Origin of the sequence: Enterobacter sp. 2VL (assembly GCF_005503595.1) — a bacterium.
Lineage (GTDB): Bacteria > Pseudomonadota > Gammaproteobacteria > Enterobacterales > Enterobacteriaceae > Enterobacter > Enterobacter cancerogenus.
Genome location: NZ_SCNE01000004.1, coordinates 177,699 through 203,335 on the forward strand (window position 1 = coordinate 177,699; position 25,637 = coordinate 203,335).

At 56.8% G+C, this 25,637-nt stretch carries 22 protein-coding genes; 8 read left to right on the forward strand and 14 right to left on the reverse strand.

The window, feature by feature from the left end:
- The first annotated feature begins 3 nt into the window (after positions 1–3).
- A complete protein-coding gene (gene apaG, locus FFS28_RS11595) occupies positions 4–381 on the forward strand; it encodes a Co2+/Mg2+ efflux facilitator ApaG/CorD (RefSeq protein WP_006173911.1) in 378 nt (125 codons plus the stop codon).
- A gap of 4 nt (positions 382–385) precedes the next feature.
- A complete protein-coding gene (gene apaH, locus FFS28_RS11600) occupies positions 386–1,234 on the forward strand; it encodes a bis(5'-nucleosyl)-tetraphosphatase (symmetrical) ApaH (RefSeq protein WP_102891442.1) in 849 nt (282 codons plus the stop codon).
- A 36-nt stretch (positions 1,235–1,270) separates the two neighbouring features.
- Here apaH and folA read toward each other — a convergent pair whose 3' ends face one another.
- From folA to kefF, 3 genes are all read right to left on the reverse strand, one after another.
- Positions 1,271–1,750: a type 3 dihydrofolate reductase gene (gene folA / locus FFS28_RS11605; RefSeq protein ID WP_006173915.1), complete on the reverse strand. Its 480-nt coding sequence runs from the start codon at positions 1,748–1,750 to the stop codon at positions 1,271–1,273.
- A 114-nt stretch (positions 1,751–1,864) separates the two neighbouring features.
- Positions 1,865–3,730 carry a glutathione-regulated potassium-efflux system protein KefC gene (gene kefC / locus FFS28_RS11610; RefSeq protein ID WP_137849606.1) on the reverse strand — a complete coding sequence of 622 codons (1,866 nt, stop codon included), beginning with the start codon at positions 3,728–3,730 and terminating at the stop codon, positions 1,865–1,867.
- Entirely contained in the window at positions 3,723–4,253 is a 531-nt protein-coding gene (gene kefF, locus FFS28_RS11615) for a glutathione-regulated potassium-efflux system oxidoreductase KefF (protein ID WP_137849607.1), read from the reverse strand. The genes kefC and kefF overlap by 8 nt, the downstream gene beginning before the upstream one ends.
- Before the next feature lie 367 nt (positions 4,254–4,620).
- Here kefF and FFS28_RS11620 point away from each other — a divergent pair, with 367 nt between their 5' ends.
- Positions 4,621–7,545, forward strand: a complete 2,925-nt coding sequence (locus FFS28_RS11620; protein WP_171007405.1) for an autotransporter family protein — start codon at positions 4,621–4,623, stop codon at positions 7,543–7,545.
- Positions 7,546–7,594: 49 nt separating this feature from the next.
- On the opposite strand, the gene FFS28_RS11625 is transcribed toward FFS28_RS11620, so the two are convergent.
- The 5 genes from FFS28_RS11625 to FFS28_RS11645 form a co-directional block, all read right to left on the reverse strand.
- A complete protein-coding gene (locus FFS28_RS11625) occupies positions 7,595–7,828 on the reverse strand; it encodes a YgdI/YgdR family lipoprotein (RefSeq protein ID WP_006173922.1) in 234 nt (77 codons plus the stop codon).
- A gap of 140 nt (positions 7,829–7,968) precedes the next feature.
- Positions 7,969–11,193 carry a carbamoyl-phosphate synthase large subunit gene (gene carB, locus FFS28_RS11630; RefSeq protein WP_137849608.1) on the reverse strand — a complete coding sequence of 1,075 codons (3,225 nt, stop codon included), beginning with the start codon at positions 11,191–11,193 and terminating at the stop codon, positions 7,969–7,971.
- Between the two features lie 18 nt (positions 11,194–11,211).
- Positions 11,212–12,360: a glutamine-hydrolyzing carbamoyl-phosphate synthase small subunit gene (gene carA, locus FFS28_RS11635; RefSeq protein WP_042319283.1), complete on the reverse strand. Its 1,149-nt coding sequence runs from the start codon at positions 12,358–12,360 to the stop codon at positions 11,212–11,214.
- 454 nt (positions 12,361–12,814) lie between these two features.
- Entirely contained in the window at positions 12,815–13,636 is an 822-nt protein-coding gene (gene dapB, locus FFS28_RS11640; RefSeq protein ID WP_137849609.1) for a 4-hydroxy-tetrahydrodipicolinate reductase, read from the reverse strand.
- Between the two features lie 128 nt (positions 13,637–13,764).
- Positions 13,765–14,772 (reverse strand): LacI family DNA-binding transcriptional regulator, encoded by a 1,008-nt coding sequence (locus FFS28_RS11645; RefSeq protein ID WP_137849610.1) that lies wholly within the window; start codon positions 14,770–14,772, stop codon positions 13,765–13,767.
- 187 nt (positions 14,773–14,959) lie between these two features.
- Between FFS28_RS11645 and FFS28_RS11650 the strand changes: the two genes are divergently transcribed.
- Genes FFS28_RS11650 through FFS28_RS11670 form a run of 5 tightly spaced genes read left to right on the forward strand, consistent with a single transcriptional unit; the run spans position 14,960 to position 19,267 of the window.
- Positions 14,960–16,705 carry a class I mannose-6-phosphate isomerase gene (locus FFS28_RS11650; protein ID WP_137849611.1) on the forward strand — a complete coding sequence of 582 codons (1,746 nt, stop codon included), beginning with the start codon at positions 14,960–14,962 and terminating at the stop codon, positions 16,703–16,705.
- Between the two features lie 2 nt (positions 16,706–16,707).
- A complete protein-coding gene (locus tag FFS28_RS11655) occupies positions 16,708–17,136 on the forward strand; it encodes a PTS sugar transporter subunit IIA (RefSeq protein WP_137849612.1) in 429 nt (142 codons plus the stop codon).
- A 10-nt stretch (positions 17,137–17,146) separates the two neighbouring features.
- Positions 17,147–17,641, forward strand: a complete 495-nt coding sequence (locus tag FFS28_RS11660) for a PTS sugar transporter subunit IIB (RefSeq protein WP_137849613.1) — start codon at positions 17,147–17,149, stop codon at positions 17,639–17,641.
- A gap of 10 nt (positions 17,642–17,651) precedes the next feature.
- Positions 17,652–18,449, forward strand: coding sequence for a PTS mannose/fructose/sorbose/N-acetylgalactosamine transporter subunit IIC (locus tag FFS28_RS11665; RefSeq protein WP_137849762.1), 798 nt, complete (start codon positions 17,652–17,654; stop codon positions 18,447–18,449).
- Positions 18,449–19,267, forward strand: coding sequence for a PTS system mannose/fructose/sorbose family transporter subunit IID (locus FFS28_RS11670; protein WP_006173945.1), 819 nt, complete (start codon positions 18,449–18,451; stop codon positions 19,265–19,267). Before FFS28_RS11665 ends, FFS28_RS11670 begins: the two co-directional genes overlap by 1 nt.
- A 37-nt stretch (positions 19,268–19,304) precedes the next feature.
- Here FFS28_RS11670 and FFS28_RS11675 read toward each other — a convergent pair whose 3' ends face one another.
- The 6 genes from FFS28_RS11675 to ileS all read right to left on the reverse strand — a co-directional run bounded on the left by FFS28_RS11675 (position 19,305) and on the right by ileS (position 25,605).
- Entirely contained in the window at positions 19,305–20,075 is a 771-nt protein-coding gene (locus FFS28_RS11675; protein ID WP_137849614.1) for a glucose-6-phosphate isomerase family protein, read from the reverse strand.
- Positions 20,068–20,631 carry a glucose-6-phosphate isomerase family protein gene (locus tag FFS28_RS11680; protein WP_137849615.1) on the reverse strand — a complete coding sequence of 188 codons (564 nt, stop codon included), beginning with the start codon at positions 20,629–20,631 and terminating at the stop codon, positions 20,068–20,070. Before FFS28_RS11680 ends, FFS28_RS11675 begins: the two co-directional genes overlap by 8 nt.
- Positions 20,632–20,768: 137 nt before the next feature.
- Positions 20,769–21,719 (reverse strand): 4-hydroxy-3-methylbut-2-enyl diphosphate reductase, encoded by a 951-nt coding sequence (ispH, locus tag FFS28_RS11685; protein WP_006173954.1) that lies wholly within the window; start codon positions 21,717–21,719, stop codon positions 20,769–20,771.
- A gap of 1 nt (position 21,720) precedes the next feature.
- On the reverse strand, positions 21,721–22,170 hold the full coding sequence (gene fkpB / locus FFS28_RS11690) for an FKBP-type peptidyl-prolyl cis-trans isomerase (protein ID WP_006173955.1): 450 nt from the start codon (positions 22,168–22,170) through the stop codon (positions 21,721–21,723).
- Positions 22,171–22,288: 118 nt separating this feature from the next.
- Positions 22,289–22,789, reverse strand: a complete 501-nt coding sequence (gene lspA / locus FFS28_RS11695) for a signal peptidase II (RefSeq protein ID WP_006173956.1) — start codon at positions 22,787–22,789, stop codon at positions 22,289–22,291.
- Entirely contained in the window at positions 22,789–25,605 is a 2,817-nt protein-coding gene (ileS, locus tag FFS28_RS11700; protein ID WP_137849616.1) for an isoleucine--tRNA ligase, read from the reverse strand. The genes lspA and ileS overlap by 1 nt, the downstream gene beginning before the upstream one ends.
- Positions 25,606–25,637 lie beyond the last annotated feature (32 nt).

Genomic DNA, 25,637 nt, shown 5'->3' on the forward strand with positions numbered 1-25,637 from the left:
GCCATGATTGATTCGCCCCGCGTATGTGTTCATGTACAAAGCGTCTACATTGAGTCCCAGTCCACGCCGGATGATGACCGTTTTGTCTTTGCGTACACCGTAACCATTCGCAATCTGGGGCGGATGCCTGTGCAACTGCGCGGGCGTTACTGGCTTATCACCAACGGCAATGGCCGTGAAACAGAAGTCCAGGGGGAAGGTGTGGTCGGTGAACAGCCGCACATCGCCCCTGGCGAAGAGTATCAATACACCAGCGGTGCAGTCATTGAAACGCCGATGGGTACCATGCAGGGCCATTATGAAATGGTCGATGCCGACGGCAACGCGTTCCGCGTTGCTATTCCTGTGTTCCGTCTCGCCGTAACCACACTCATTCATTAATCTAATGTCTACATATCTGATTGGCGACGTTCACGGTTGTTACGATGAACTGATCGCCCTGTTAAAACAGGTCGACTTCGTGCCCGGGCAGGATACGCTCTGGCTCACCGGTGATTTAGTCGCGCGTGGCCCCGGCTCGCTTGACGTGCTGCGCTACGTTAAATCGCTGGGCGACAGCGTTCGGATGGTGCTGGGTAATCACGATCTGCATCTGCTGGCAGTCTACGCCGGGATTAGCCGCAATAAGCCTAAAGACCGCCTCTCTCCGCTGCTGGACGCCCCGGATGCCGACGAGTTGCTCAACTGGCTACGTCGCCAGCCGCTGCTGCAGATCGATGAAGAGAAAAAGCTGGTGATGGCGCATGCCGGGATCACGCCGCAGTGGGATATCGAGACTGCAAAAACCTGCGCGCGCGACGCCGAAGCGGTGCTGGCGAGCGACTCTTACCCGTTCTTTCTCGATGCCATGTACGGCGATATGCCGAATAACTGGAGCGACGATCTCAGCGGCCTCGCGCGTTTGCGCTTTATCACTAACGCTTTCACGCGCATGCGCTTCTGCTTCCCGAACGGGCAGCTGGATATGTACTGTAAAGAGACGCCTGAAAGCGCCCCTGCGCCGCTTAAACCCTGGTTCGCCATTCCGGGGCCGGTCACGCATGACTACAGCGTCGTGTTTGGTCACTGGGCGTCACTGGAAGGAAAAGGCACGCCGGAGGGCATTTACGGTCTGGATACGGGATGCTGCTGGGGTGGCGATTTGACCTGTCTGCGCTGGGAAGATAAAACCTATTTTGTGCAGCCGTCCAACCGACAGCTGAACACAGGAGAAGGTGAGGCGGTCGCCTCCTGACGTTTGAAACCCTCTCCGGAAGGAGAGGGTTATCGCTTAACGACGTTCCAGAATCTCGAAGCAGTAGCTATGCGAATTCTGTGCATCAGCGTCGTGGAATTCACTGAACACCGACTCCCACTCGTCCGGATCGTAATCCGGGAAATGGGTGTCCCCTTCCACTTCCGCATCAATGTGGGTCAGATACAGCTTCTGCGCTTTTGGCAGGAACTGCTCATACACACGCCCACCGCCGATCACCATGATCTCTTCGGCATCGCCACACGCGGCAATCGCTTCGTCGACGGATTTTACCCATTCAACGCGATCGTCCGTGCCCGGCTGGCTGCTGATAACGATATTTTTACGGCCCGGTAATGGACGACCGATTGACTCCCAGGTCAGGCGGCCCATCACTACCGGCTTGTTCAACGTCGTACGTTTAAACCATGCGAGATCGGCAGGCAGGTTCCACGGCATGGCATTCTCCATGCCGATAACGCGGTCTACCGCCAGCGCTGCAATCAGACTGATCATTAAAAATTTCCCGGATACAAAAAATTGCCGCCACTATACGGAAAGCTTAATCTTTCGTCGACTGGCGGCAGGGTAAAGAAAAAGAAATTTTTTAATATTGCTGGCAACTCCACTTCACGCGGACGGTTTACTCTCCGGTTCATCCTGCGGATCGCCGGTATGCTTGCCCTCTTCCGTGCCTTGCCAGCCGTGACGCTGGGTCAGGGAGAGGTGGTTGCGGTCTTCGCTGATGATTTCCGTCAGCATCGCACTGGTACGTTTAAATACCGCCGCGCGTTCAGTGTCCGTACTGCCCGCCATCTCAACCATCTCTTCCACCATCCCGGTATTGAACCGGCGGAACAGATCGGCACGCTCGCGCGCTTCATAGGCTCCCAGACCAAGACTTTCCAGCGCCATGCGGCCCGATTTCAGCGCGCCTTCGAACGTTTCACGCTCTGGCGCAGCCACCCCGGCCTGACGCAGCTGAATGTAGTGGTCGACGTCACGGGCGCGGGCAATAATGGTCAGGTTCGGGAAATGTTCTTTCACCAGTTCAACCATCTGCAGGCTGGTTTGCGGATCGTCAATGGCGTTGATCAGCACCTCCGCCCTCGCCGCACCGGCAGACTCCAGCAGATCGACCCGGGTCGCATCGCCGTAGAAGACCTTCATGTCGAATTTACGCAGGGTCTCGACGTGATCGGGGTCATGATCGAGGATCACCATCTTTACACCGCTCGACAACAGGAGACGTCCGGTGATCTGCCCAAAACGGCCAAAACCGGCGATGATCACACGCGGCTGCTCCTCGTCGATCTCATCCGCCTCGCGTTCCTGCTCGCTGCCCGATTTTTCCAGACGCGTCAGCAGCACCAGCAGGATCGGCGTGGCCGCCATCGACAGCGCCACGGCAAGCGTCAGCGCTTTCGCCCACTCAGGATCGAGGACATTGGCCATCCGGGCCGCGCCAAACACCACAAAGGCGAATTCGCTGCCCTGCCCCAACAGCACGGCAAACCAGCGGCGCTGTTTACTGGGCACCTTCAGCGGACGGGCGATCAGCCACAGCATCGCCATTTTAATGACCAGGAAACCGACCAGCAGAATGATGATCCGCAGCGGGTGCGTAACCAGGGTACCGAAGTCGATCGACATACCCACCCCGATGAAAAACAGCCCCAGCAGCAGCCCTTTAAACGGCTCAATATCGCTTTCCAGCGCATGTCGGTATTCGGAGCTTGCCAGCAGTACGCCCGCGAGGAACGCGCCCATCGCCATTGACAGCCCGGCCTCCTCCAGCAGCAGGCCAAAGCCAAACACCAGGAACAACGCCACGGCGCTGAAGACTTCGCGCAGGCCCGAGCGGGCAACAAAGCGCAGCAGCGGACGGGTGACGTATCGACCAAGCAGGATCACCAGCGTCAGCGCAGCGACGACTTTAAGCGCCGACAGGGCAAATGCGCCCAGCGTCGTTGATGCGCCGCTGGCGGCCAGCAGCGGGATCATCGCCACCAGCGGAATGGCGGCAATGTCCTGGAACAGCAGCACCGAGAACGCGCTGCGTCCCATCTGAGAGACCGTCAGGTTGCGTTCGTTCATCGCCTGCATGGCAATGGCCGTCGAGGAGAGCGCCAGGGTCATGCCAATCAGCGCGGCCACTTTCCAGTCCATTCCCAGCACAATGCAGAACCCGCCGAGCAGCAGGCCACAGGCCACCATCTGCAATGCCCCGCCGCCAAATACCGATGCGCGTAATTTCCAGAGGCGCCGTGGATCCAGCTCGAGGCCAATCACGAATAGCATCAGCACGACGCCAATTTCAGCGAAGTGAAGAATCGACTCGGCATCGGTGACCAGACGCAGCGCCCACGGCCCGATGACGCAGCCCGCAATCAGATAACCCAGCACGGACCCTAACCCAAGGCGCACCGCCACGGGCACAATCAGCGCCGCCGCGCCAAGGTATATCAGCGCCTGTATAAGCGTATGGCTATCCATTTTGCGTCTCCTGCCACTCAAGTAAGCGTTGTTTATAATGACGGGCCTGCGCCTGCAGCGTTTCATCGTCGCAGACAAAGGTACAGTGCATCGCAAATGGTGGGAGCCAGTTCATTCCACAATACAGCGCGGTTGCCTGCAGCGGTTGGGCCAATACGTCAAAGCCCGGGAAAGCCCCAATATCAAAATGACTCTCCCCCCCGCCGGTCGTTACGGCCCACATCAGGCTTTTCCCCTTAAGAGCATTAGCGTTGTGGCCATATGCCCAGCCGTGGGAGAAGACTTTATCGATCCACAGCTTCAGAAGCGGCGGCGTGCTGTACCACTGCATCGGATGCTGCCAGATAATCAGATCGGCACGCGACAGCGCCTCCTGTTCGGCGGCAATATCAATATTAAAGTCGGGGTAAAGTTGATAGAGAGAGCGGATTTCCACTCCGTCGAGGCTCCCTGCCTGTTCAAGCATCCTTTTGTTCGCATGTGAATGATGCGGATAAGGATGCGCATAAATAATTAAAATCATCGATGGGCCTGTTTTCACTTTCTTCTTGTCTGGTAGCAGTGAGTGTAGACAGTTACGTTGGCAGCCGAAAGAGCGTAAAGGCAGCGCTAAACAAAAAGGCAAGTATTGCCACCCGCGGCTTCCAGCCCCTTGCCCCCCTGTGAGTCCCTTTTCGATATATTGATTAAGTGAATTAATTAATGATTAATGATCATTGGTGTCAACATATTTAGATATATTAAAAAGCATATTTAATAAAATAAAGTATACATAACACATTGAAAAAATAATAATTTTGCGTTTCCTTCCCTAAGCCAAACTATTCTACATGTAAAAAGACTGGTTTAATTCATTCGCCTATCGTCTTTTCTTTCAAATGGATGTGCACATGAGTAATAAATATTTTGTATTAAACAGGACCACGATAACCCTGGGGAAAATATTCCCTGCCCTGCTGATTTTCACTCCGATGATGGCCTCAGCAGGTACGATCGACCAGTCCACTTCTGTCCCGCAAGAATTTTCCGCTGACGCTGAATATACCGTTAATAAAGATGTCACTATATCCTCAGCCGGCACCGCAGCGGCCGTTACCGTCTCCGGCATCAAGGTCTCAAGCATAACAAACCGCGGAAATATTTCAGGCTTTGCGGATGGTATGAGTATTAATACCGGAGCGCAGAGTATTACCGTCAATAATGAAGTCGGAGCAACAATATCCTCCAGGATCGGAAATGCCGTAAATATTTCATCAATGCTGGGTGACTTTTACAATAACGGCAATATTACCGGCGAGAAAAAAGGCATTTTTGTTAGTCAGGATTCCTCCGCTATAAATATCAGTAATACCGCTACAGGCTTAATAAAAGGTCAAACCGGCCTGAGTGCAGCAACAGGCATTGGTGTGAAGAACAGCGGGTCAATTGTCGGAACAGACGGAGACGGTGTCGCGCTGAGTGGTGGCAATACTAAAACCATTAACACAGGTACCATTCAGGGAAGCCAGAATGGGATCAATGTCACCGGTGATGCAAAAGTCGATATCACCAACAGCGGAACGCTGAGCGGCCAGAATGCTGCCGTCATGTTCGCCAGCAATAAAAACAACACCCTGGTACTCGACACCGGCTCGTCACTGGCGGGCGATGTCATCTCCACCGTTTCTACCGGTAACACCCTGACGTTTGTAGGCACAGGCACCGAAGACAGCAATTTTGTCGGCCTCAATGAAGGCGACGGCTTTGCCTCCGTCAAAATGAACGGTGAAAGCTGGGCGCTGTCGGGCGATCTCGATATTATCGGCTCTGGCGATGCCCTGCAGGTCAACAGCGGTAATTTAATCCTGACTGGCGATGTCGATAACAGCGGCAATACGCTGGTGGCTCAAAACGCCACGCTGCAGCTGGGTAACGGCCAGAATACCGCCACGCTGAGCGGTGGCATGACCAACAACGGCACCCTCATCTTCAATCAGGGCAGCGATTTCACTTACGCTACCGACATTACCGGCAGCGGCAACATTGAAAAAGCGGATGCCCACACCCTGACGCTTAGCGGCAAAAACACCTATACCGGTAATACGGTTTTACACAGCGGCACCACGCTGGTTACGGCTGGCGCACAGCTCGGTGTGCAGGGCAGTAACGCCACCGTCACCATCGAAAATGGCGCAACCTTTGCGTCTGCCGGACAAGTCAACGACAACATTGATATCCTGAGCGGCGGTACGCTGGCCGCGTGGAACGCGGTTCAGGGTAACGCCACCCTGAGCACGTCAGGCATTGATACCATTAATGGCAACGTAACCAATAGCGGCACAGTTCTGCTCAGCGCAGCCAACAACAGCGTGGGCAATAACTTCGTCATTAACGGCGACTATACCGGCTCTGCCGGCAGCCAGATTGTGATGAACAGCGAACTGGGTGCTGATAATGCCCCGACAGACCACCTCACCATTACCGGCAGCAGCTTCGGTCAGTCTGGCGTGACCGTCAGCAATATGGGTGGCCTCGGCGCGCAGACCGTTAACGGTATGGAGATCGTCAGCGTCGACGGCAGTTCCGAAGCACAGCTGACGCTGGCTAAACCGGTGGTTGCAGGCGCATACGAATACAACCTGTATCAGCACAGCGACGGCAACTGGTATCTGGAATCGAAAGCCACCCCGTCTGACGATCCGGCGGATGATACCGATGGCGGGGATAAGCCAGATGATGGCGGCAATAAACCTGACGACGGCGGTAATACCGATGGCGGTGGCAATACCGACGGTGGCGGCAATACTGACGACGGCGGCAACACCGATAATGGCGGTAATACCGATAACGGTGGCAATTCTGACAACGGCGGCGATGCCGATAACGGTGGAAACGCTGCGCCAGAAGTGATGGCACCGGAAGTTGGCGCATACCTTGGCAACTACCTTGCCGCGCAAAGCATGTTCCTGCATAAACGTGACGACCGCGATCAGATCACCTTCCGCAACGAAGAAGATCTGAACACCTGGATGTACGTCAAAGGCCGTTATCACGAAAACGACGCCGGCGGTGACAAGGTTAACTATGACACCACCACCACCGTCCTTCAGGTGGGCAGCGATTTCATGAGCAAGCCGATGGACAACGGCATTCTCCGTGCCGGGGGTATGTTCGGTGCAGGCCAGGCGAAAACGCATTCCGACGCCAAACACAACGTCCGCGATGCGCAGGGTAAAGTGGATGGCTTTAACGTTGGGCTGTATGCGACCTGGCAGGAAGATCAGAAACTGCGTCTGGGCAACTACATTGATACCTGGGCGGCCTACAGCTGGTACAACAACAAAGTGACCAGCAATCGTAACGACGAAGATTACGATAGCGAAGGCTTTGCTGCCTCTGTCGAAGTGGGTCACGCATGGATTATCGCTTCAGAGAACGAGCGCACCTGGAAAATCGAGCCGCAGGCACAGGTGATCTACAGCTATCTGGATCAGGAAAACCATACTGACCGCGATGGCGTACGCGTTACCACGCTGGATAACGATACCTTCTTCGGTCGTCTCGGTGTTAAATCGAGCTATTTCCAGCAGAAAGACGTGAAGGCATGGCAGCCGTACGTTGCGGTTAACTGGCTTAAAGGTGCGGGTCAAAACGATCTGGCCTTTAACGATGAAACCGTCAGCAACGATACGCCAGACGATCGTGGCCAGTTAGAGCTGGGCGTGACCGGCAACCTGAACGACACCACCACGATTTCGCTGCGCGCCAGCGGCGAATGGGGTGAGAACAGCTATGCCGCTTACGGCGGTCATATCCTGCTGAATCACCGCTGGTAATCACTTACCGCAAAATGCAACAAGCCGTGGCTCTCGCCACGGCTTTTTTTTAGTTATCCAGTTCACCCATGGATTTTACCTGGTCACGGTTAATCTGTTCGGTTTGGCCCGTCTCGGCGTTTTTATACGATACCAGACCCGTGTCATCATCCACCTGCGGCTTGCCGTCGGTCACGATGGTACGGCCATCGGTGGTTTTCACCGCCTGGTTAGACGAACATCCCGCAACGGTAAACAGTGCAGTGGCAGCCAGAAAAGAAGTGATAAGGAGTTTATTGCGCATGGTGTTTCCCCTGCTTGTCAGTTGAATGTAATTAACGTCCTGTTAATTCTAGGCTAACTGACTGAATGCGGATGGAAAACCAGATGGTTCCTAATAGGGGGGATAATGCCCGGCAAGCGAATGCTGCCGGGCTGGCTTATTTACTTATTAATCTGCGCGTGCATTTCCTGCACCGAAATCACCTTCTCGGTGGCATCCGCGTTCAGCGCCATCGCCGTCGCGAAACCGCCGTTCAGGGTGGTGTCGTAATGCACTTTGTACTGCAGCGCGCTGCGGCGGATAAGCTTGGAGTCTTCAATCGCCTGGCGGCCTGCGGTGGTGTTGATGATGTAGGTGTATTCGCCATTCTTGATACGGTCCTGAATGTGCGGACGACCTTCATGCACCTTGTTCACCAGACGCGGATTGATACCGGCTTCACCCAGCACAATCGCCGTACCGTGGGTCGCATCCAGCTCGAAGCCCTGTTTCAGCAGCTTGGCGGCCAGGTCGACCACGCGCTCTTTGTCACCTTCACGAACGGAGAGCAGCGCACGGCCCGATTTCTTCATGGTGGAGCTGCTGCCCAGCTGTGCTTTGGCGAACGCTTCCGCGAAGGTACGGCCCACGCCCATCACTTCCCCGGTAGAGCGCATTTCTGGCCCTAACAGCGGGTCAACGCCCGGGAATTTGTTGAACGGCAGCACCACTTCTTTCACCGAGTAGTACGGCGGGATGATCTCTTTGGTCACGCCCTGCTGCGCCAGCGTCTGGCCCGCCATCACGCGCGCTGCCACTTTCGCCAGCGGTACACCGGTCGCTTTCGATACAAACGGGACGGTACGCGCCGCACGCGGGTTCACTTCAATCAGGTAGACTTCGTTGTCTTTCACCGCGAACTGGACGTTCATCAGGCCGCGAACCTGCAGCTCGAAGGCCAGCTTCTGCACCTGCTGGCGCATCACGTCCTGAATTTCCTGGCTCAGGGTGTAGGCTGGCAGAGAACACGCTGAGTCACCGGAGTGCACGCCCGCCTGCTCGATGTGCTCCATAATGCCGCCAATCAGCACCATTTCGCCGTCGCAGATGGCGTCGACGTCCACTTCTACCGCGTCATCCAGGAAGCGGTCGAGCAGAACCGGCGCATCATTAGAGACGCTAACCGCCGTCTGGAAGTAGCGGCGCAGGTCGGCTTCGTCGTAGACGATCTCCATTGCGCGGCCGCCCAGTACGTAGGATGGGCGCACCACCAGCGGATAGCCAATCTCTTTCGCCTTCTCCACCGCCATTTCAATCGCGGTCACGGTGGCGTTAGCCGGCTGTTTCAGCTTCAGACGGTCAACCGCCTGCTGGAAACGTTCGCGGTCTTCGGCGCGGTCAATCGCATCCGGGCTGGTGCCGATGACCGGTACGCCTGCAGCTTCCAGCGCGCGTGCCAGTTTCAGCGGGGTCTGGCCGCCGTACTGCACGATGACGCCCTTCGGCTTCTCGATACGCACGATTTCCAGCACGTCTTCCAGGGTGACCGGCTCGAAGTAGAGGCGGTCAGAGGTGTCGTAGTCGGTCGAGACGGTTTCCGGGTTACAGTTGACCATGATGGTCTCGTAACCGTCTTCGCGCAGCGCCAGCGAGGCGTGGACGCAGCAGTAGTCAAACTCAATGCCCTGGCCGATACGGTTAGGACCGCCGCCCAGTACCATGATTTTATCGCGGTCGACGGACGGGTTCGCTTCGCACTCGTCTTCATAGGTGGAGTACATGTAGGCGGTGTCGGTGGAGAACTCCGCCGCGCAGGTATCCACGCGCTTGTAAACCGGGTGCAGGTCATACTGGTCGCGCAGCTTGCGGATTTCCGCTTCGCGCACGCCTGCAAGCTTAGCCAGACGCGCATCGGCGAAGCCTTTACGCTTCAGCATGCGCAGGAAGTCAGCGTCCAGGCCGTTGATGCCAAGCTCTGCCACTTTCTCTTCCAGACGCACCAGCTCTTCAATTTGTACCAGGAACCAGCGGTCAATGTTGGTCAGGTTGAACACGCCGTCGACGGAGAGGCCCGCACGGAAGGCATCGGCGATGTACCAGATACGCTCAGCACCCGCGTCTTTCAGCTCGCGGCGGATTTTGGTCAGCGCTTCAGGGTCGTCGAGGCTCACTTTCGGGTCGAAACCGGTGGCACCGACTTCCAGGCCGCGCAGCGCTTTCTGCAGGGATTCCTGCTGCGTGCGGCCAATCGCCATCACTTCACCCACGGATTTCATCTGGGTGGTCAGGCGGTCGTTCGCACCGGCGAATTTCTCAAAGTTGAAGCGTGGAATTTTGGTCACAACATAGTCGATGGACGGCTCGAAGGACGCAGGCGTGCGGCCACCGGTGATGTCGTTCATCAGCTCATCGAGGGTGTAACCCACCGCCAGCTTCGCCGCCACTTTCGCAATCGGGAAGCCGGTGGCCTTGGAGGCCAGCGCGGAAGAACGAGACACGCGCGGGTTCATTTCGATAACAATCAGACGGCCCGTTTTCGGGTTCACCGAGAACTGCACGTTAGAGCCGCCGGTTTCCACGCCGATTTCACGCAGTACCGCCATCGAGGCGTTACGCATGATTTGGTACTCTTTATCGGTCAGCGTCTGGGCTGGCGCAACGGTGATGGAGTCTCCGGTATGGATCCCCATCGCATCGAAGTTTTCGATAGAGCAGACGATGATGCAGTTGTCGTTTTTATCACGCACCACCTCCATCTCGTACTCTTTCCAGCCAATCAGCGACTCGTCAATCAGCAGCTCTTTGGTTGGGGAGAGATCCAGGCCGCGCTCGCAAATCTCTTCAAACTCTTCGCGGTTATAGGCGATGCCGCCGCCGGTGCCGCCCATGGTGAAGCTAGGCCGGATGATGCACGGATAGCCCACGTCAGCCGCCACGGCCAGCGCCTCTTCCATATTGTGCGCAATGCCGGAACGCGCGGTATCGAGGCCGATTTTCTTCATCGCCACGTCGAAGCGGCGACGGTCTTCTGCTTTATCAATCGCGTCGGCGGTGGCACCAATCATGGTCACGCCGAACTCTTCCAGCACGCCCTGACGCTCCAGCTCCAGCGCGCAGTTCAGCGCCGTCTGGCCGCCCATGGTTGGCAGCACCGCATCCGGGCGCTCTTTTTCGATGATCTTACGTACCACTTCCCAGTGAATCGGCTCGATATAGGTCGCATCGGCCATTTCCGGGTCGGTCATGATGGTCGCCGGGTTGGAGTTCACCAGGATAACGCGGTAACCCTCTTCGCGCAGGGCTTTACACGCCTGCGCGCCGGAGTAGTCAAATTCACAGGCCTGGCCGATAACAATCGGGCCAGCGCCGAGGATCAGGATGCTTTTTATGTCTGTACGTTTTGGCATGGTCTTCTCAGCTCCTGATTATTTAGCGGTCTTACGGTAGTGCTCAATAAGTTCGATGAAGTGATCGAACAGCGGTGCGGCATCGTGCGGGCCAGGGCTGGCTTCCGGGTGGCCCTGGAAGCTGAAGGCTGGCTTATCGGTGCGATGAATACCCTGCAGGGTGCCGTCGAACAGCGATTTGTGCGTCACGCGCAGGTTGGCCGGCATGGTCGCTTCATCCACTGCAAAGCCGTGGTTCTGAGCCGTAATCATCACCGTGTCGTTATCAATGTCTTTCACCGGGTGGTTGCCCCCGTGGTGGCCGAACTTCATCTTGACGGTGTTCGCCCCGCTCGCCAGCGCCAGCAGCTGATGGCCGAGACAGATGCCGAAGACCGGAATGTCGGTTTCAAGGAAGGCTTTGATGGCGTCGATAGCGTAGTCGCACGGTGCCGGGTCGCCCGGGCCGTTGGAAAGGAAGATACCGTCCGGGTTCATCTTCAACACCTCTTCGGCGGAGGTTTTCGCCGGGACAACCGTCAGGCGGCAGCCGCGGTCCACCAGCATGCGCAGGATGTTGCGCTTGGCACCGAAATCATACGCGACAACGTGGAATGGCAGCTCGCTCTCCTGTTTCGCTTCCGGCAGGTCACCTTCCAGCGTCCAGCTCCCCTGGGTCCAGCTATAGGCTTCTGCGGTCGTCACTTCTTTCGCCAGGTCCATGCCGTTCAGGCCCGGGAAGGCTTTTGCTTTTTCCAGCGCCAGCGCCGCATCGAGGTTATCCCCTGCGATGATACAGCCGTTCTGTGCGCCTTTCTCGCGCAGCAGGCGCGTTAATTTACGGGTATCGATATCAGCAATCGCCACGATGTTATGGCGCTTCAGGTAAGACGAGAGGTCTTCGGTGTTACGGAAGTTGCTGGCAATCAGCGGCAGGTCACGAATGACCAGACCTTGCGCATGTACCTGAGAGGATTCTTCGTCAGCCGCATTGGTGCCGACATTGCCGATATGAGGATAAGTAAGAGTAACGATTTGGCGAGAATAGGAAGGATCAGTGAGGATTTCTTGATAACCGGTCATTGAAGTATTGAAAACGACTTCCCCAACCGCCGAACCCGTTGCCCCTATGGCCCGACCGATAAACTGGGTTCCGTCTTCCAGAACCAATAGCGCTGACTTAATCAAAACACCCTCCAGAGAATATTCACTCACTTTATTTGCATATTAATTCATAACCGCGTTATGAAGCAATGCAAATGTGTTGCCAGCGGATTTTTGGCAAACGGCGGCATTCTGGGGATTTGGTGGCTAAAAGTCAACTTAAAACGGATATTTTGCTTAGTCTTTTGCAGGCCTGGTGGCTGAAATGCAGAGTAAGCGGCGAAAAGATCAGGCAAATCACTGCGGAAAACGCTTGCGGGAGGCGTTAAATTGAAATGTGCGCTCAACGCGATAAAAAAGTGGACCAAATGGTCAAAATTTACAATTCAATAACGAATAAACGAAGGTTAACCCATACTTTCATGGATTAAGCGGATTAAAAGCCGCTAAACAGGTAAAATAAAAGGGCAATAAAATATTGCCCTATGCAATCAATCAATTACGACTGCAATAACCACATCACGAAGGGTAATAATGCTTACAAATTGTTAAGATCAAGCACATCACACATATCAAAAAGACCCTTATCCTTTTCTTTTAACCACAATGCGGATCGAACGGCACCGTTGGCAAAGGTCATGCGGCTTGAAGCTTTGTGAGTAATTTCAACGCGCTCGCCAATATCGGCGAAGATCGCCGTATGTTCACCGACGATATCCCCCGCACGAACGGTAGCGAAACCAATCGTGCCCGGTACGCGTTCACCCGTGTGGCCTTCACGCGCATAGACCGCGCAATCTTTCAGATCTTTATCCAGCGCCTGGGCAATCACTTCGCCCATCGCCAGCGCGGTGCCGGACGGGGCATCGACTTTGTAACGGTGGTGCGCTTCAACGATCTCAATGTCGGTATAGTCGCCCATCACTTTTGCCGCCTTCTCAAGCAGCTTCAGCATGACGTTTACGCCCACGCTAAAATTCGCCGCAAAGACAATCGCAATATCGCGCGAGGCATCCTGAATAGCCTGTTTACCGGCATCGTCAAAACCGGTGGTACCAATGACCATTCCTTTGCCGTGCTTACGGCAGAACGCCAGATGGTTCAGCGTGCCTTCCGGGCGCGTGAAATCAATGAAGACATCAAAGTCATCTTTTACTGCCTCAAGGCTGCTCTGCACGGTGACGCCCGTCTTCCCTGCCCCCGCCAGCTCACCCGCGTCGGTTCCCAACAGCGACGAGCCTTCACGTTCCAGCGCCGCGCCAAGCGCCACGCCATCCAACTGGAGTGCCGCCTGAATAAGCTGGCGACCCATACGTCCACCCGCGCCCGCTATAGCGACACGGATCTGTGCATCATGCATAGTTATTCTCTTACGTTAAAATGATGTAAATCGTTTTCAGAGTAACCAGCCCTCACGAAGGCTGCCACTAAAAACGCCCATAATTAGAAATTAATGTGAAACCGCAGCCGATATCAGTAAAAGACATACTAACTGAAACCGCATGATTCTCTGATCACCAGGGCAGGCGGCAGAATGATACGTTTCGGCGGCTCGTTATTGCCCTGAATTCGGCTGTAGAGCAGCTCTCCGGCTTTACGACCTATCTCTTTTGCCGCTACCGATACGGTGGTGAGCGCAGGCTGAACCAGCGCCGCCTCGGTGATATCGTCAAACCCCACCAGGGCAAAATCACGCCCGACCTCGCGCCCCATTTTACGCAGCGCCTGCATCACGCCGAGCGCGACGATATCCTGATAACAGACCGCGGCAGTGATCGCCGGGAACTGGCGGAACAAACTCTCGGCTACCCGTGCGCCGTCGCTTTGGCTCGCCAGGCTGGGGACAATCCATCGCGAGTCCGCTGAAAGACCTTTTTCGAGCAGTTTGCTGGTAAAACCGCCAATACGCTGGGCACGCGTACCAGAACTCTGGCTCCCGCCGATAAAGGCAATATGCCGGTGTCCCAGGGCGAGCAGATGCGCGGTCGCCATCTGGGTGCCAAGAAAGTTGTCGGTACCGACAAAGTCGAAATCCGGATCGTTAACGGGCCGCACCACCATAATGGCGGGAATATTGCGACGCTTGAGGCTCTCAAAAAACGTCTGTGGCGTTTCGCGGGCCGCGCACAACACCATACCGCACGCGTTATTACGCATCAGCGAATCGACGAACTTCTGCTGTCGCTCACCGGACTCTTCGCTGTTCGCCAGAAACAGCAGCATCTCGTGACGCTCAATCTCATGACTCAGCCCGGCCGTCATCTCGCCGTAAAAGGGGTTAGTAATATCGTGCAGAAGCAGCCCGACCTGGTTGCTGCTGCGGTTTCGAAGATTCGCCGCCGTCTGGTTATAGACATAACCCGCGTCATCCAGCGCTTTTAATACTCTTTCACGGGTGGCTTGCGAGATCCGCCCCCGGTTTCGCAAGACCATCGACACCGTGGCGGTCGACACGCCTGCTCGTTCAGCGACCTGCGCCAGCGTTACAGTTGTCATTGTTCCTCCCTTATTCTTCACAGATTAATCGAATAACCTGATTTTTGTCTAATTCCCTGTGAAGCGGTTCACACTCCCCGCCATAAAACCGCCTTTCCTCGCCGTTTTGCCAGGTTAATCGCGTTAACCACTCTTCCATCGCAAGGTTAATCGATTAATCTAGTTTCAACGACAATGGAGTGAAACGATGACTTATCCCCCTTATAACAAACATCCTGAAGTCTCTGTTCGGGGATTTGACGCTCACGCATGGCGTGGGTGGAACGACATTATTACGGCGCTTAACACCAGGGTCCTGACGTCCCGGAAAACCGTGCTGGTTATCGATTGCTATCCTGGCGTCCGTCTGGAGGAGCTTGAGCGTAATGTGCTTGCCCGGTTCGGCAACGCGGTGCGGATAAACGTCGAAACGGCCCGCCGCGACGAGCACACGCTCAGCGAGATGCTGGCCCGCAACCTGACGGATGACCGCGTGTTTGGCGTACTCTCCTGCCACCAGCTCGCCGAGTTTTTTGATGCCGAAGCATTAACGGCCCTGCAAAAGCAGGTGGCCGAGGCGGCGGGACTGGTGATTGTGTATGGCGCCGGTGCCGCTCTGGTCCATCCAGGCGATGTGCTGGTGTACGCCGATATGCCGCGCTGGGAAATTCAGCAGCGCATGCGCGCAGGCGAGCTGGGCAACTGGGGTGTTGAAAACCTCACTGAAGATATGCTGCGCCGGTATAAACGCGCCTTTTTCGTTGAGTGGCGCGTCTTTGACCGACACAAAACGCCGCTGCTCAAGCGCTGTGATTTCCTGCTTGATACCACCCAGGCCGACGCACCGGCCATGGTCAGCGGCGAGGCACTTCGCGCGGGGCTTAAGCAGACCACACAACAGCCGTTCCGCGTTGTCCCCTTCTTTGATCCCGGCGTCTGGGGCGGCCAGTGGATGAAACAACGATTCGATCTCGATCCAGCGAAGCCTAACTACGCATGGTGTTTTGACTGCGTGCCCGAGGAAAACAGCCTGCTGATGCGGTTTGGCGACGTTCGGATCGAGATCCCCTCCATTGATGTCGTTCTGTTGCAACCGCGCGCGCTGCTGGGCGAAAAGGTTCACGCCCGCTTCGGGGCCGAGTTCCCCATCCGCTTTGATTTTCTTGATACCGTCGGGGGGCAGAATCTGAGTTTTCAGGTGCATCCGCTGACGGAGTACATTCAGCAGCAGTTTGGCATGCATTACACCCAGGATGAGAGCTACTACATTCTCGACGCCGAGCCGGGGGCCGTGGTCTATCTCGGCACCCAAACAGGCACCCGGGCTGAGGCGATGATGGACGATCTGCGCCAGGCCGCGCGGGGCGAAAAGCCGTTCGACGATGCACGCTTTGTGAATCAAATCCCCGCCAAAAAACACGATCACTTTCTCATCCCGGCCGGAACCGTACATTGTTCAGGTGCCGGCACCATGGTGCTTGAGATCAGCGCCACCCCGTACATTTTCACCTTTAAGCTCTGGGACTGGGGCCGCCTGGGTCTTGATGGCTTACCGCGCCCGGTTCACCTCGATCACGGCGAGCAGGTTATCGACTGGCAGCGCGATACCCAATGGGTAAATGACCACCTGGTCAACCGGATTGAACCGGTGGCGGAGGGTGAAGGCTGGCGTGAAGAACGAACCGGACTGCACGAACGTGAATTTATCGAAACACGCCGCCACTGGTTTAGCGGCCCGGTCGTTCACCACACTGAAGGCGGCGTCAACGTGCTTAATCTGGTTGAGGGCGACGAAGCGCGCGTCGACAGCCCGAGCGGCGCGTTTGAGCCTTTCGTCGTGCATTACGCTGAGACGTTTATCATTCCTGCCGCCGTAGGGGAATACCGAATTACACCGTGGGGCAAAGGCTCAGGCCAGCAGCTCGCCACCGTTAAAGCCTGGGTCAGGGGGTAAGCATGATTAACATCATTGTGGCCTCCCACGGGCCGATGGCAAACGCGATGCTCGACAGCGCCCGCATGGTTTACGGCGATCTGCCCTACTGCTATGCCGTTACGCTCACCGGTGAGGCGGGAATTGAAGGCTTTGAGCAGGACTTTGCCCGCGTGCTGGCTCAGGCCTCACAACACGCAGAGGGTGTACTGGTGCTGTGCGATATGCAAAGCGGCACACCGTGGAACGTCGCCAGCAGCGCCGCCTTTTCGCCAGATACCACGCCGCCGGTGGCGGTGCTGGGCGGGGTTAATCTGCCGATGCTGCTGCAAACCGATGAGATCCACGCGCTTGCCGACGTGAACGCCGCGGCCAGCCTGCTGCTGGCGCTCACCCAACCCACGCTGGTGGTAGCTGCTCCCGCTTCTGCCGTGCAATCCGACGACTTTTGAGGACTCCACTATGAGCATTTCTTTTGTACGCATCGATGACCGCGTGATCCACGGGCAGCTCATCACACGCTGGGCCAAAGAGCTGCCCTGCGACGGTATCGTGGCCATTGACGACGCCGTGGCGGCCGATCCCCTTCTCTCTTCCGTCATGAAAGGTGCCGTCTCCGACACCAAAGTCTGGCTTTTTGATACCGCAACGGCGATTGAAAAATTGCCGAAGGTCATCGCCAGCAACAAGCGCTATTTCGTTATTGGCAAATCGCCCCTCACCCTGCAGCGCATTGAACAGGCCGGTATCAGCCTGAAAAACAGTAACGGCAAAATCAACGTTGGCCCGATGAGCGCCCGCGCGGAGACCACCACTATTGGCCCGAACCAGTCGGTCAACGCAGAGGAGATCGCGGCGTTTGACTGGCTTAACGCTCAGGGGCATCTCATTGAATTTCGTCTGGTACCGGATGCCAGCAGCTACAGCTGGCAGGATGCCCGGCAAAAGCTGAAATAAGGAGCGAATGATGATTATCGAAGCGGCATTAATTGGCGTGCTCTGTTATCTGGGCGCGCTGAGCAGCCCCTGGCTGCTGGGCCTGACCGGCGGCTGGTATTTGATCACCCGCCCGCTGGTGTCAGGCATGCTGGTGGGCATTATCCTTGGCGATATTAAGACCGGGATCATGATTGGCGTGGCGGTGCAGGCGGTCTATATCGCCATGGTGACGCCGGGCGGGTCAATGCCCGCCGACCTGAATTTTGTCGCCTACCCGGCCATTGCGCTGGGTATTCTGTCGGGTAAAGGCCCGGAAGTGGCGGTGGCGCTGGCGGCCACGATCGGCATTGCCGGGACCATTCTGTTTAATACGATGATGGTGCTGAACTCCTTCTGGAACCATCGCGCGGATAACGCCCTTGAGCGCGGCGACGAGAGGGGGATCTATCTGAACAGCGCCATCTGGCCCCAGGCGACCAACTTTATTCTGCGTTTTGTTCCAACGTTCATTGCCGTCTACTTCGGCGCGCAGTATATCAGCGGCATCATGGACAGCCTGCCAGCCGTGGTGCTGTCTACCATGAACGTTTTAGGTGGGATCTTGCCCGCCGTCGGTATCGCTATCCTGCTCAAGCAGATCATCAAAGACTACAGCATGCTGATCTACTTTCTGGTGGGCTTTGTCTGCATCGTTTTCCTGAAGCTCAACATGGTTGCGCTGGTCATCGTTGGCGCGCTGCTGGCGCTGATCCACTATAACTACAAACCGGAATCCGCAAAGGCCGTCGCCTCTGCGCCGGTCGACGATGACGAGGACGAATTCTGATGGAAGAACGTAAACTGACCCGTAAGGATCTGCGCCGCTGCTGGCGGGCATGGATGATGCACAACCTGTCGTCGATGAGCTTTGAGCGCCTTGAGTCATTCGGATTCTGCCTGAGCATGCTGCCGGTCGCCAAAAAGCTCTACCCGGATGCCGACCAGCGGCGGGAAATGCTGCGTCGCCACGCCTCTTTCTACAATACCGAGCCGCAGATTGGCGCCATTGTGAACGGGATGGCGCTGGGCCTTGAAGAGAAAAAGGCCAACGGTGAGCCTATCGATGGTGAGACGATCAATACCCTCAAGGTTGGCCTGATGGGGCCGATCGCCGGGATCGGCGATTCGATGATCCCCGGCATGTTGATCCCTATTCTGCTCAGCATCGGTATGGCGCTGGCGGCAGGCGGTAACGCCCTGGGACCGTTGTTCTACATAGTGGCCTGGCTTGCCATTATCATACCTGGCTCCTGGTTCTTGTTCCTGAAGGGTTACCAGATGGGATCCGGCTCTGTTGAAATGCTGGTGAGCAGCAAATCTACCCGCCTGCGCGAAGCGCTGTCCCTGCTGGGTGTTTTTGTGATGGGTGGCGTCGCGGCAAGCTATGTGAAGCTGGGCACCGGGCTGGAGTTCATCACCAAAGATGGGGTTAATATCCATGTTCAGCAGATGCTCGACGGGATTTTCCCGCAGCTGCTGCCGCTGGTGGTGGTACTGAGCACCTGGTACCTGATGGCGAAACGCGGTGTGTCACCGGTTAAGGCGATGCTGCTCCTGCTGGTACTGGCCGCCGCTGGCGTGGCGTCGGGGCTTTTCGCCGGATAATGCTTGCGATAACCGGGGCCAACTGGCCCCGGTTTTTTTATGGGTGAAAATTCTGCCACAGCGCGGCGACTTTATCGGGCCGGGAGATAAACTGAAAGCGCGCCGGATCGGCAACAAACTGCTGATAGATGGGCTCCGCAGTAATACCAAACTCAGCATACCGACGCGGCGTGATGACCTGTAATCGTCCCGGCGCATAGCGCGGGTTATGCTGCCAGACGACCTGCCGGTCCTGCATCAGCGGATACCAGGCCAGCCCTTTATGCGCCCGCACGGCCTCGTACTCAAAACCATATTCCCGGTCGCACCAGGCGCCAAACGTCAGCGGAACATCCGGATCGGCGGAGAGTGTGGCATGGCCCCAGCCCGGTGGAACCAGCACCTTCTCGCCTTCGTGAGCGATCACGGCAAAGCAGCGGCCCGGATCGTTTTCAACCCGCTCCTGCATATAAATAATGGCGGTCCCCTGCCAGATCTCATACAGCTCTGGCGGCGACCAGCCGCTGTGCTGGCTGATGCGATGAACATGCCCCTGGCTGCGCACGGGCTCGTCGCCAAGCTGTCCGGCGGCATAGGTCACCACGCCAAACAGCAGCATCCGTTTGCTCAGCTCATCCCTGTCCTGCATTCGCGCCACGTCCATCGCAATAGCGTACACCTCTTCCGGCCCCTGACAGTCCGGATCGCGCAGCGACGAGCGGATCTGATCCAGACGGCGGATCTCCGGCATCGGGCCTGTGACCTCTTCTCCGTATGAAAAGCCGAGCGGCCGATGATGTATCTGCATATCCAGCCCGTAATTAGCCATGCTGCACCTCACGCACCAGGATGTCGCCGTCCACCTCCGTCACCCTCAGCGCAAAACCCTGCTGAAGAGCCGCGTAATCATGCCCGGCGATTGTCGGCCAGACCGCCAGCGCGGAGAGTACCTCCGTGCCGGTGTTAATCAGACGATGTGCGGTAAAGCCGGGAATGACGTGTACCGAACCGGCGATCACGGGTTCCAGCCACGCCTTGCCGCTCTCTGATTGCAGCAGCAATAATCCCGTCCCGCGCAGCCCGAGATAGACTTCCCCCTGCTCCCGGCGCGCGTGGAAGTGGCCGCGGGTCATAAAGAATTCATTGCCGACTTTTCCGGGCTGAAGATGGGTTACGCCAGTGAACAGGCTGCCTTCGGCCGTATTACCGTCGAGGATTTCAACGTCGTAAACGGGCCGTTGCGGGTCGCCGTTCTGCCAGGCGTCGGTGCAGGCAAACACGCCAGCCAGATCGGCAATGCGCGTCGTTTTACGAAGGATATGACCCTGCGCGAACGCGCCGGTCTGCCAGTCCACCTGCGGTGGCTGGATAATGTCAGGTTTCATATGTGTCTCCGGCCCGAGGAGAACAGCCTGAAAAGCATAGCAGATTAATCGATTAACCTTGTGATGCCGTGCCGGAATTGCGCCGTGGATCAAAAAAGCCAGGCTCCGGGCCTGGCTTTGCATTCATTAAAACTCAGTTACTCGACTTCGCGCGCATCGATACGCAACTCTTTCGGCACTTCGAAGACAATGTTCTCTTCGCGCCCTTCCAGCGGAACCGCTTCGCCGCCGCCGAGTTCCTGCAGTCGGGTGATGACGTTCTGCACCAGAATATCCGGCGCGGAAGCCCCGGCCGTGACGCCAACACAGGCTGCATTTTTCACCCACGCTTCCTGGATATCCGTCGCGTCGTCGATCAGAAACGCCGCTTTCCCCATACGCTGGGCCAGCTCGGCCAGACGGTTAGAGTTAGAGGAGTTTTTCGAGCCGACCACCAGCACCACATCCGCCTGTTCAGCCAGCGCGCGCACCGCTTCCTGACGGTTGGTGGTGGCGTAGCAGATATCGTCTTTACGCGGCCCGACGATCTTCGGGAAGCGCTGACGCAGCGCGTCAATCACGTCTGAGGTGTCGTCCACGGAGAGCGTCGTCTGGGTCATAAACGACAGGCGGGCTTCGTTTTTGACGTTAAGCGTCAGCACATCGTCCGGCGACTCGACCAGATACATGCCCCCTTCCGGGTTACTGTACTGGCCCATGGTGCCCTCGACTTCCGGGTGGCCCGCGTGACCAATCAGAATCGACTCTTCACCGCGACGGCTGGCGCGCGCCACTTCCATATGCACCTTGGTCACCAGCGGACAGGTTGCATCGAAAACGGTCAGTTCACGGCTTTTCGCTTCGTTACGCACCGCCTGGGACACGCCGTGGGCGGAGAAGATCAGGATCGCGCCGTCCGGCACTTCGCTGATCTGCTCGATAAAGATGGCACCGCGCTCGCGCAGGCTGTCGACCACGTAGCGGTTATGCACCACTTCATGACGCACGTAAATTGGCGCGCCGTAAATTTCCAGCGCGTTTTCAACAATGCTGATAGCGCGGTCTACACCGGCGCAGAAACCGCGCGGGTTAGCCAACAGGATCTGCATTTCAGGCCTCCAGTGCCGGATCGATCTCCAGCACTTCTACATCAAAATGAACGGTACGCCCGGCAAGCGGATGGTTGAAGTCGACGGTGATAGAGTCGCCGTTGATTTCGCGGATCACGCCAGGCATTTCGCTGCCGTCCATAGCGGTAAAGAGCATGATAGCCCCGATTTCCGGCTCGCCCGCGTCCATAAACTCACGGCGCGAGAAATACTGGATCAGGTCCGGGCTTGGCACGCCAAACGCCGCATCCGGCTCCAGCGAAAAGACCTTCTTCTCGCCCTCTTTCAGGCCCAGCAGCTGTTGCTCAAGACCTTCAGACAGTGAGGTATCGCCAAGACGGAACAGGGCAGGTTTGCCGTTGTTACGGGTAGACTCGGCCGTTGAGCCATCGTCCAGCTTCAGCGTGAAGTGAACGAGGACTGCGCTGTTGCTCTGTACGGATTTAGACATGCACATTGCTCGCTTGTTTTGGGGTGCCTGTTTGCCGGGTGGCGCTTCGTTTACCCGGCAAACAGGAGGCCACAAATTTTATAGGCCGGAATCGCTGCACGCGACCCGGCATTAATGCTTACACCTGCTCTTTCGCGGCCGGTTTAGGCAAGAAGCCTTCCAGCACGATTAACGCCGCACCGACACAAATTGCGCTATCGGCCAGGTTAAAGGTGGCGAAGTGCCAGTCGCCGACGTAGAAGTCGATCATATCGACCACGAAGCCGTGCCACAGGCGGTCAAACAGGTTGCCTAACGCACCGCCAATGATCAGCGCGTAGGCGATGTTATTCAGCTTCTGCGTGGCCTTTGAACGGTACATCATCACCGCCAGCACCACGCAGATACCCATTGCGATACCCGCGAAGAACCAGCGCTGCCAGCCACCGCTGTCAGCAAGGAAACTGAACGCCGCGCCGTAGTTGCGCGCGTAATGCAGATTAAGGGACGGGAACAGGGAAACCGTCTCCCCCAGAGCGAAGTTCTGGAGGATCAGGAATTTGCTGCCCAGATCGATAATCAGCACCACCACAACCAGCCACAGCCAGCGCAGTCCTGTTGAACTTAATGGTTTACTCATCAGGCAAACTTACGTTTTTCGCCATCACCGGCGACGTTGCTGACACAGCGTCCGCAGATTTCTGCGTGTTCCGCCACCTGGCCGATATCGGTGGTGTAATGCCAGCAACGCGGGCACTTCTCACCGTCGGCTTTGCTCAGCGCGACTTTCAGCCCTTTGAGCAGTTCACTCTGCTGTGCATCAGCAGGCGCCCCGGCATAATCCGCAACTTTCGCACCGGAGGTCAACAGGACAAATCGTAATTCATCGCCCAGCGCCGTCAGCTTGGCCGCCAGCTCAGGTTCTGCGTACAGGGTCACTGCCGCTTCCAGAGAACCACCGACTTTCTTATCAGCACGCGCCTGCTCGATAACCTTGTTCACTTCGCCACGCACTTTCAGCAACTCGTCCCAGAAGGCATCGTTCATCGCTTCGGTGCTTGAGAGATCGAACAGACCTTCGTACCACTCGCCGGTGAAGACATACTTCTCGCGGTCGCCCGGCAGGTAGCCCCAGATCTCGTCTGCGGTGAAGGACATGATTGGTGCCATCCAGCGTACCAGCGCTTCTGCGATGTGGAACAGCGCAGTCTGGCAGCTGCGACGCGCCACGCTGTCCGCTTTCGCGGTGTACTGGCGGTCTTTGATGATGTCGAGGTAGAACGAGCCCATCTCGATGGAGCAGAAGCGCATCAGGCGCTGCACCACTTCGTGGAAGTCGTAAGACTCGTAGGCTTTCAGGATATCTTCCTGCGCGGCTTTCGCACAGCCAACCGCCCAGCGGTCGAGAACCACCATCTCTTCCGGTTTCACCATGTCTTTCGCCGGATCGAAACCGTTAAGGTTCGCCAGCAGGAAGCGCGCGGTGTTACGGATACGACGATAGCTGTCGGCGGCACGTTTCAGGATTTCATCAGAAACGGCCATTTCACCGGTGTAGTCGGTTGATGCCACCCACAGACGCAGAATGTCCGCGCCCAGTTTGTTCATCACGTCCTGCGGAGAAACGGTGTTGCCGATAGATTTGGACATCTTACGGCCCTGACCATCGACGGTGAAACCGTGAGTCAGTACCTGGCGGTATGGCGCTTTACCTTTCATCGCGGTGGAGATCATCAGCGATGACATGAACCAGCCGCGGTGCTGGTCAGACCCTTCCAGATACATATCGGCGGCGTGACCGGCAAACTCAGGACGCACGTCCACAACGGAAGAGTGGGTTGACCCGGAGTCGAACCACACGTCCAGGGTATCAGGCACTTTTTCGTAGTTGTCTGCGTCCGCGCCCAGGATGTCGCGGGCGTCGAGATCCCACCACGCCTGAATACCGTCAACTTCGACGCGCTTCGCCACGTCTTCCATCAGCTCCAGCGTATTCGGGTGCAGTTCCTGCGTCTCTTTATGCACGAACAGAGACATTGGCACGCCCCAGGTACGCTGACGGGAGATACACCAGTCAGGACGGTTAGCCACCATGGATTCGATACGCGCCTGGCCCCAGTCCGGGATCCACTGCACGCCTTTGATCTCTTTCAGCGACTGCGCGCGCAGGCCTTTCTGATCCATGCTGATGAACCACTGCGGGGTCGCACGGAAGATGATAGGCGTCTTGTGGCGCCAGCAGCACGGATAGCTGTGCTGCATTTTCTCTACGTGCAGCAGCGCGCCGCTGGTGCGCAGGATGTCAACGATGATGTCGTTGGCTTTAAAGACGTTGATACCGTCCAGCGCCGGGTAGGTGCCAGGCAGATACGAGCCGTCTGGCCCCACCGGGTTAGCGATTTCCAGACCGTATTTCAGGCTGATGTTGTAGTCGTCAGGACCGTGGCCACCGGCGGTGTGAACCGCACCGGTACCAGCGTCCAGCGTTACGTGATCGCCCAGGATCGCAGGCACATCGAAATCGAGGAACGGGTGTTTGAAGCGCATCAGTTCCAGCGCATCCCCTTTCACGGTGCCCAGCACGGTGTATTCGGTGATGTTCGCACGCTTCAGCACGCTCTCCACCAGATCTTTCGCCAGGATTACCGCGCGGCCATCAATCTGCACCAGCGCGTAGTCGAACTCACTGGAGAGGGAGATCGCACGGTTGGCTGGCAGGGTCCACGGGGTGGTGGTCCAGATCACCAGCGAGATCGGGCCGTTTACGTCAGGCAGACCGAATTTACCTTTGATGGCATCCTGATCGACCGCTTCGAAAGCGACGTCGATAGACGGCGAGGTTTTGTCGTAATACTCAACTTCCGCTTCAGCCAGCGCAGAACGGCAGTCAACGCACCAGTGCACCGGCTTCGCGCCTTTATGCAGGTGGCCGTTACCGATGATTTTACCCAGCGCACGGATGATGTTGGCTTCGGTTTTGAAATCCATGGTCAGGTACGGGTGCGACCAGTCGCCCAGTACGCCCAGACGGATAAAGTCAGCACGCTGACCGTCAACCTGAGTGGCGGCGTATTCTCGGCATTTCGCGCGGAATTCAGCGGCGGTGAATTTCTCGCCTGGTTTACCGAACTCTTGCTCAACTTTCAGTTCGATCGGCAGACCATGGCAGTCCCAGCCCGGAACGTACGGCGAGTCGAACCCCGTGAGGCCTTTAGACTTCACGATAATGTCTTTCAGAATCTTGTTAACCGAGTGACCAATATGAATGCTGCCATTCGCATAGGGAGGGCCATCATGCAGAATGAAGGTTTTTTTGCCTTTTTTGGCTGCACGAATGATGCCGTACAGGTCATCATCGGTCCAACGCGCCAGCATTCCCGGTTCGCGCTTAGCGAGATCGCCGCGCATCGGGAACCCTGTTTCCGGCAAATTCAGGGTTGATTTAAAGTCACTCATCAGATTCTCGGTTCCGTATTTATCACGTAGGC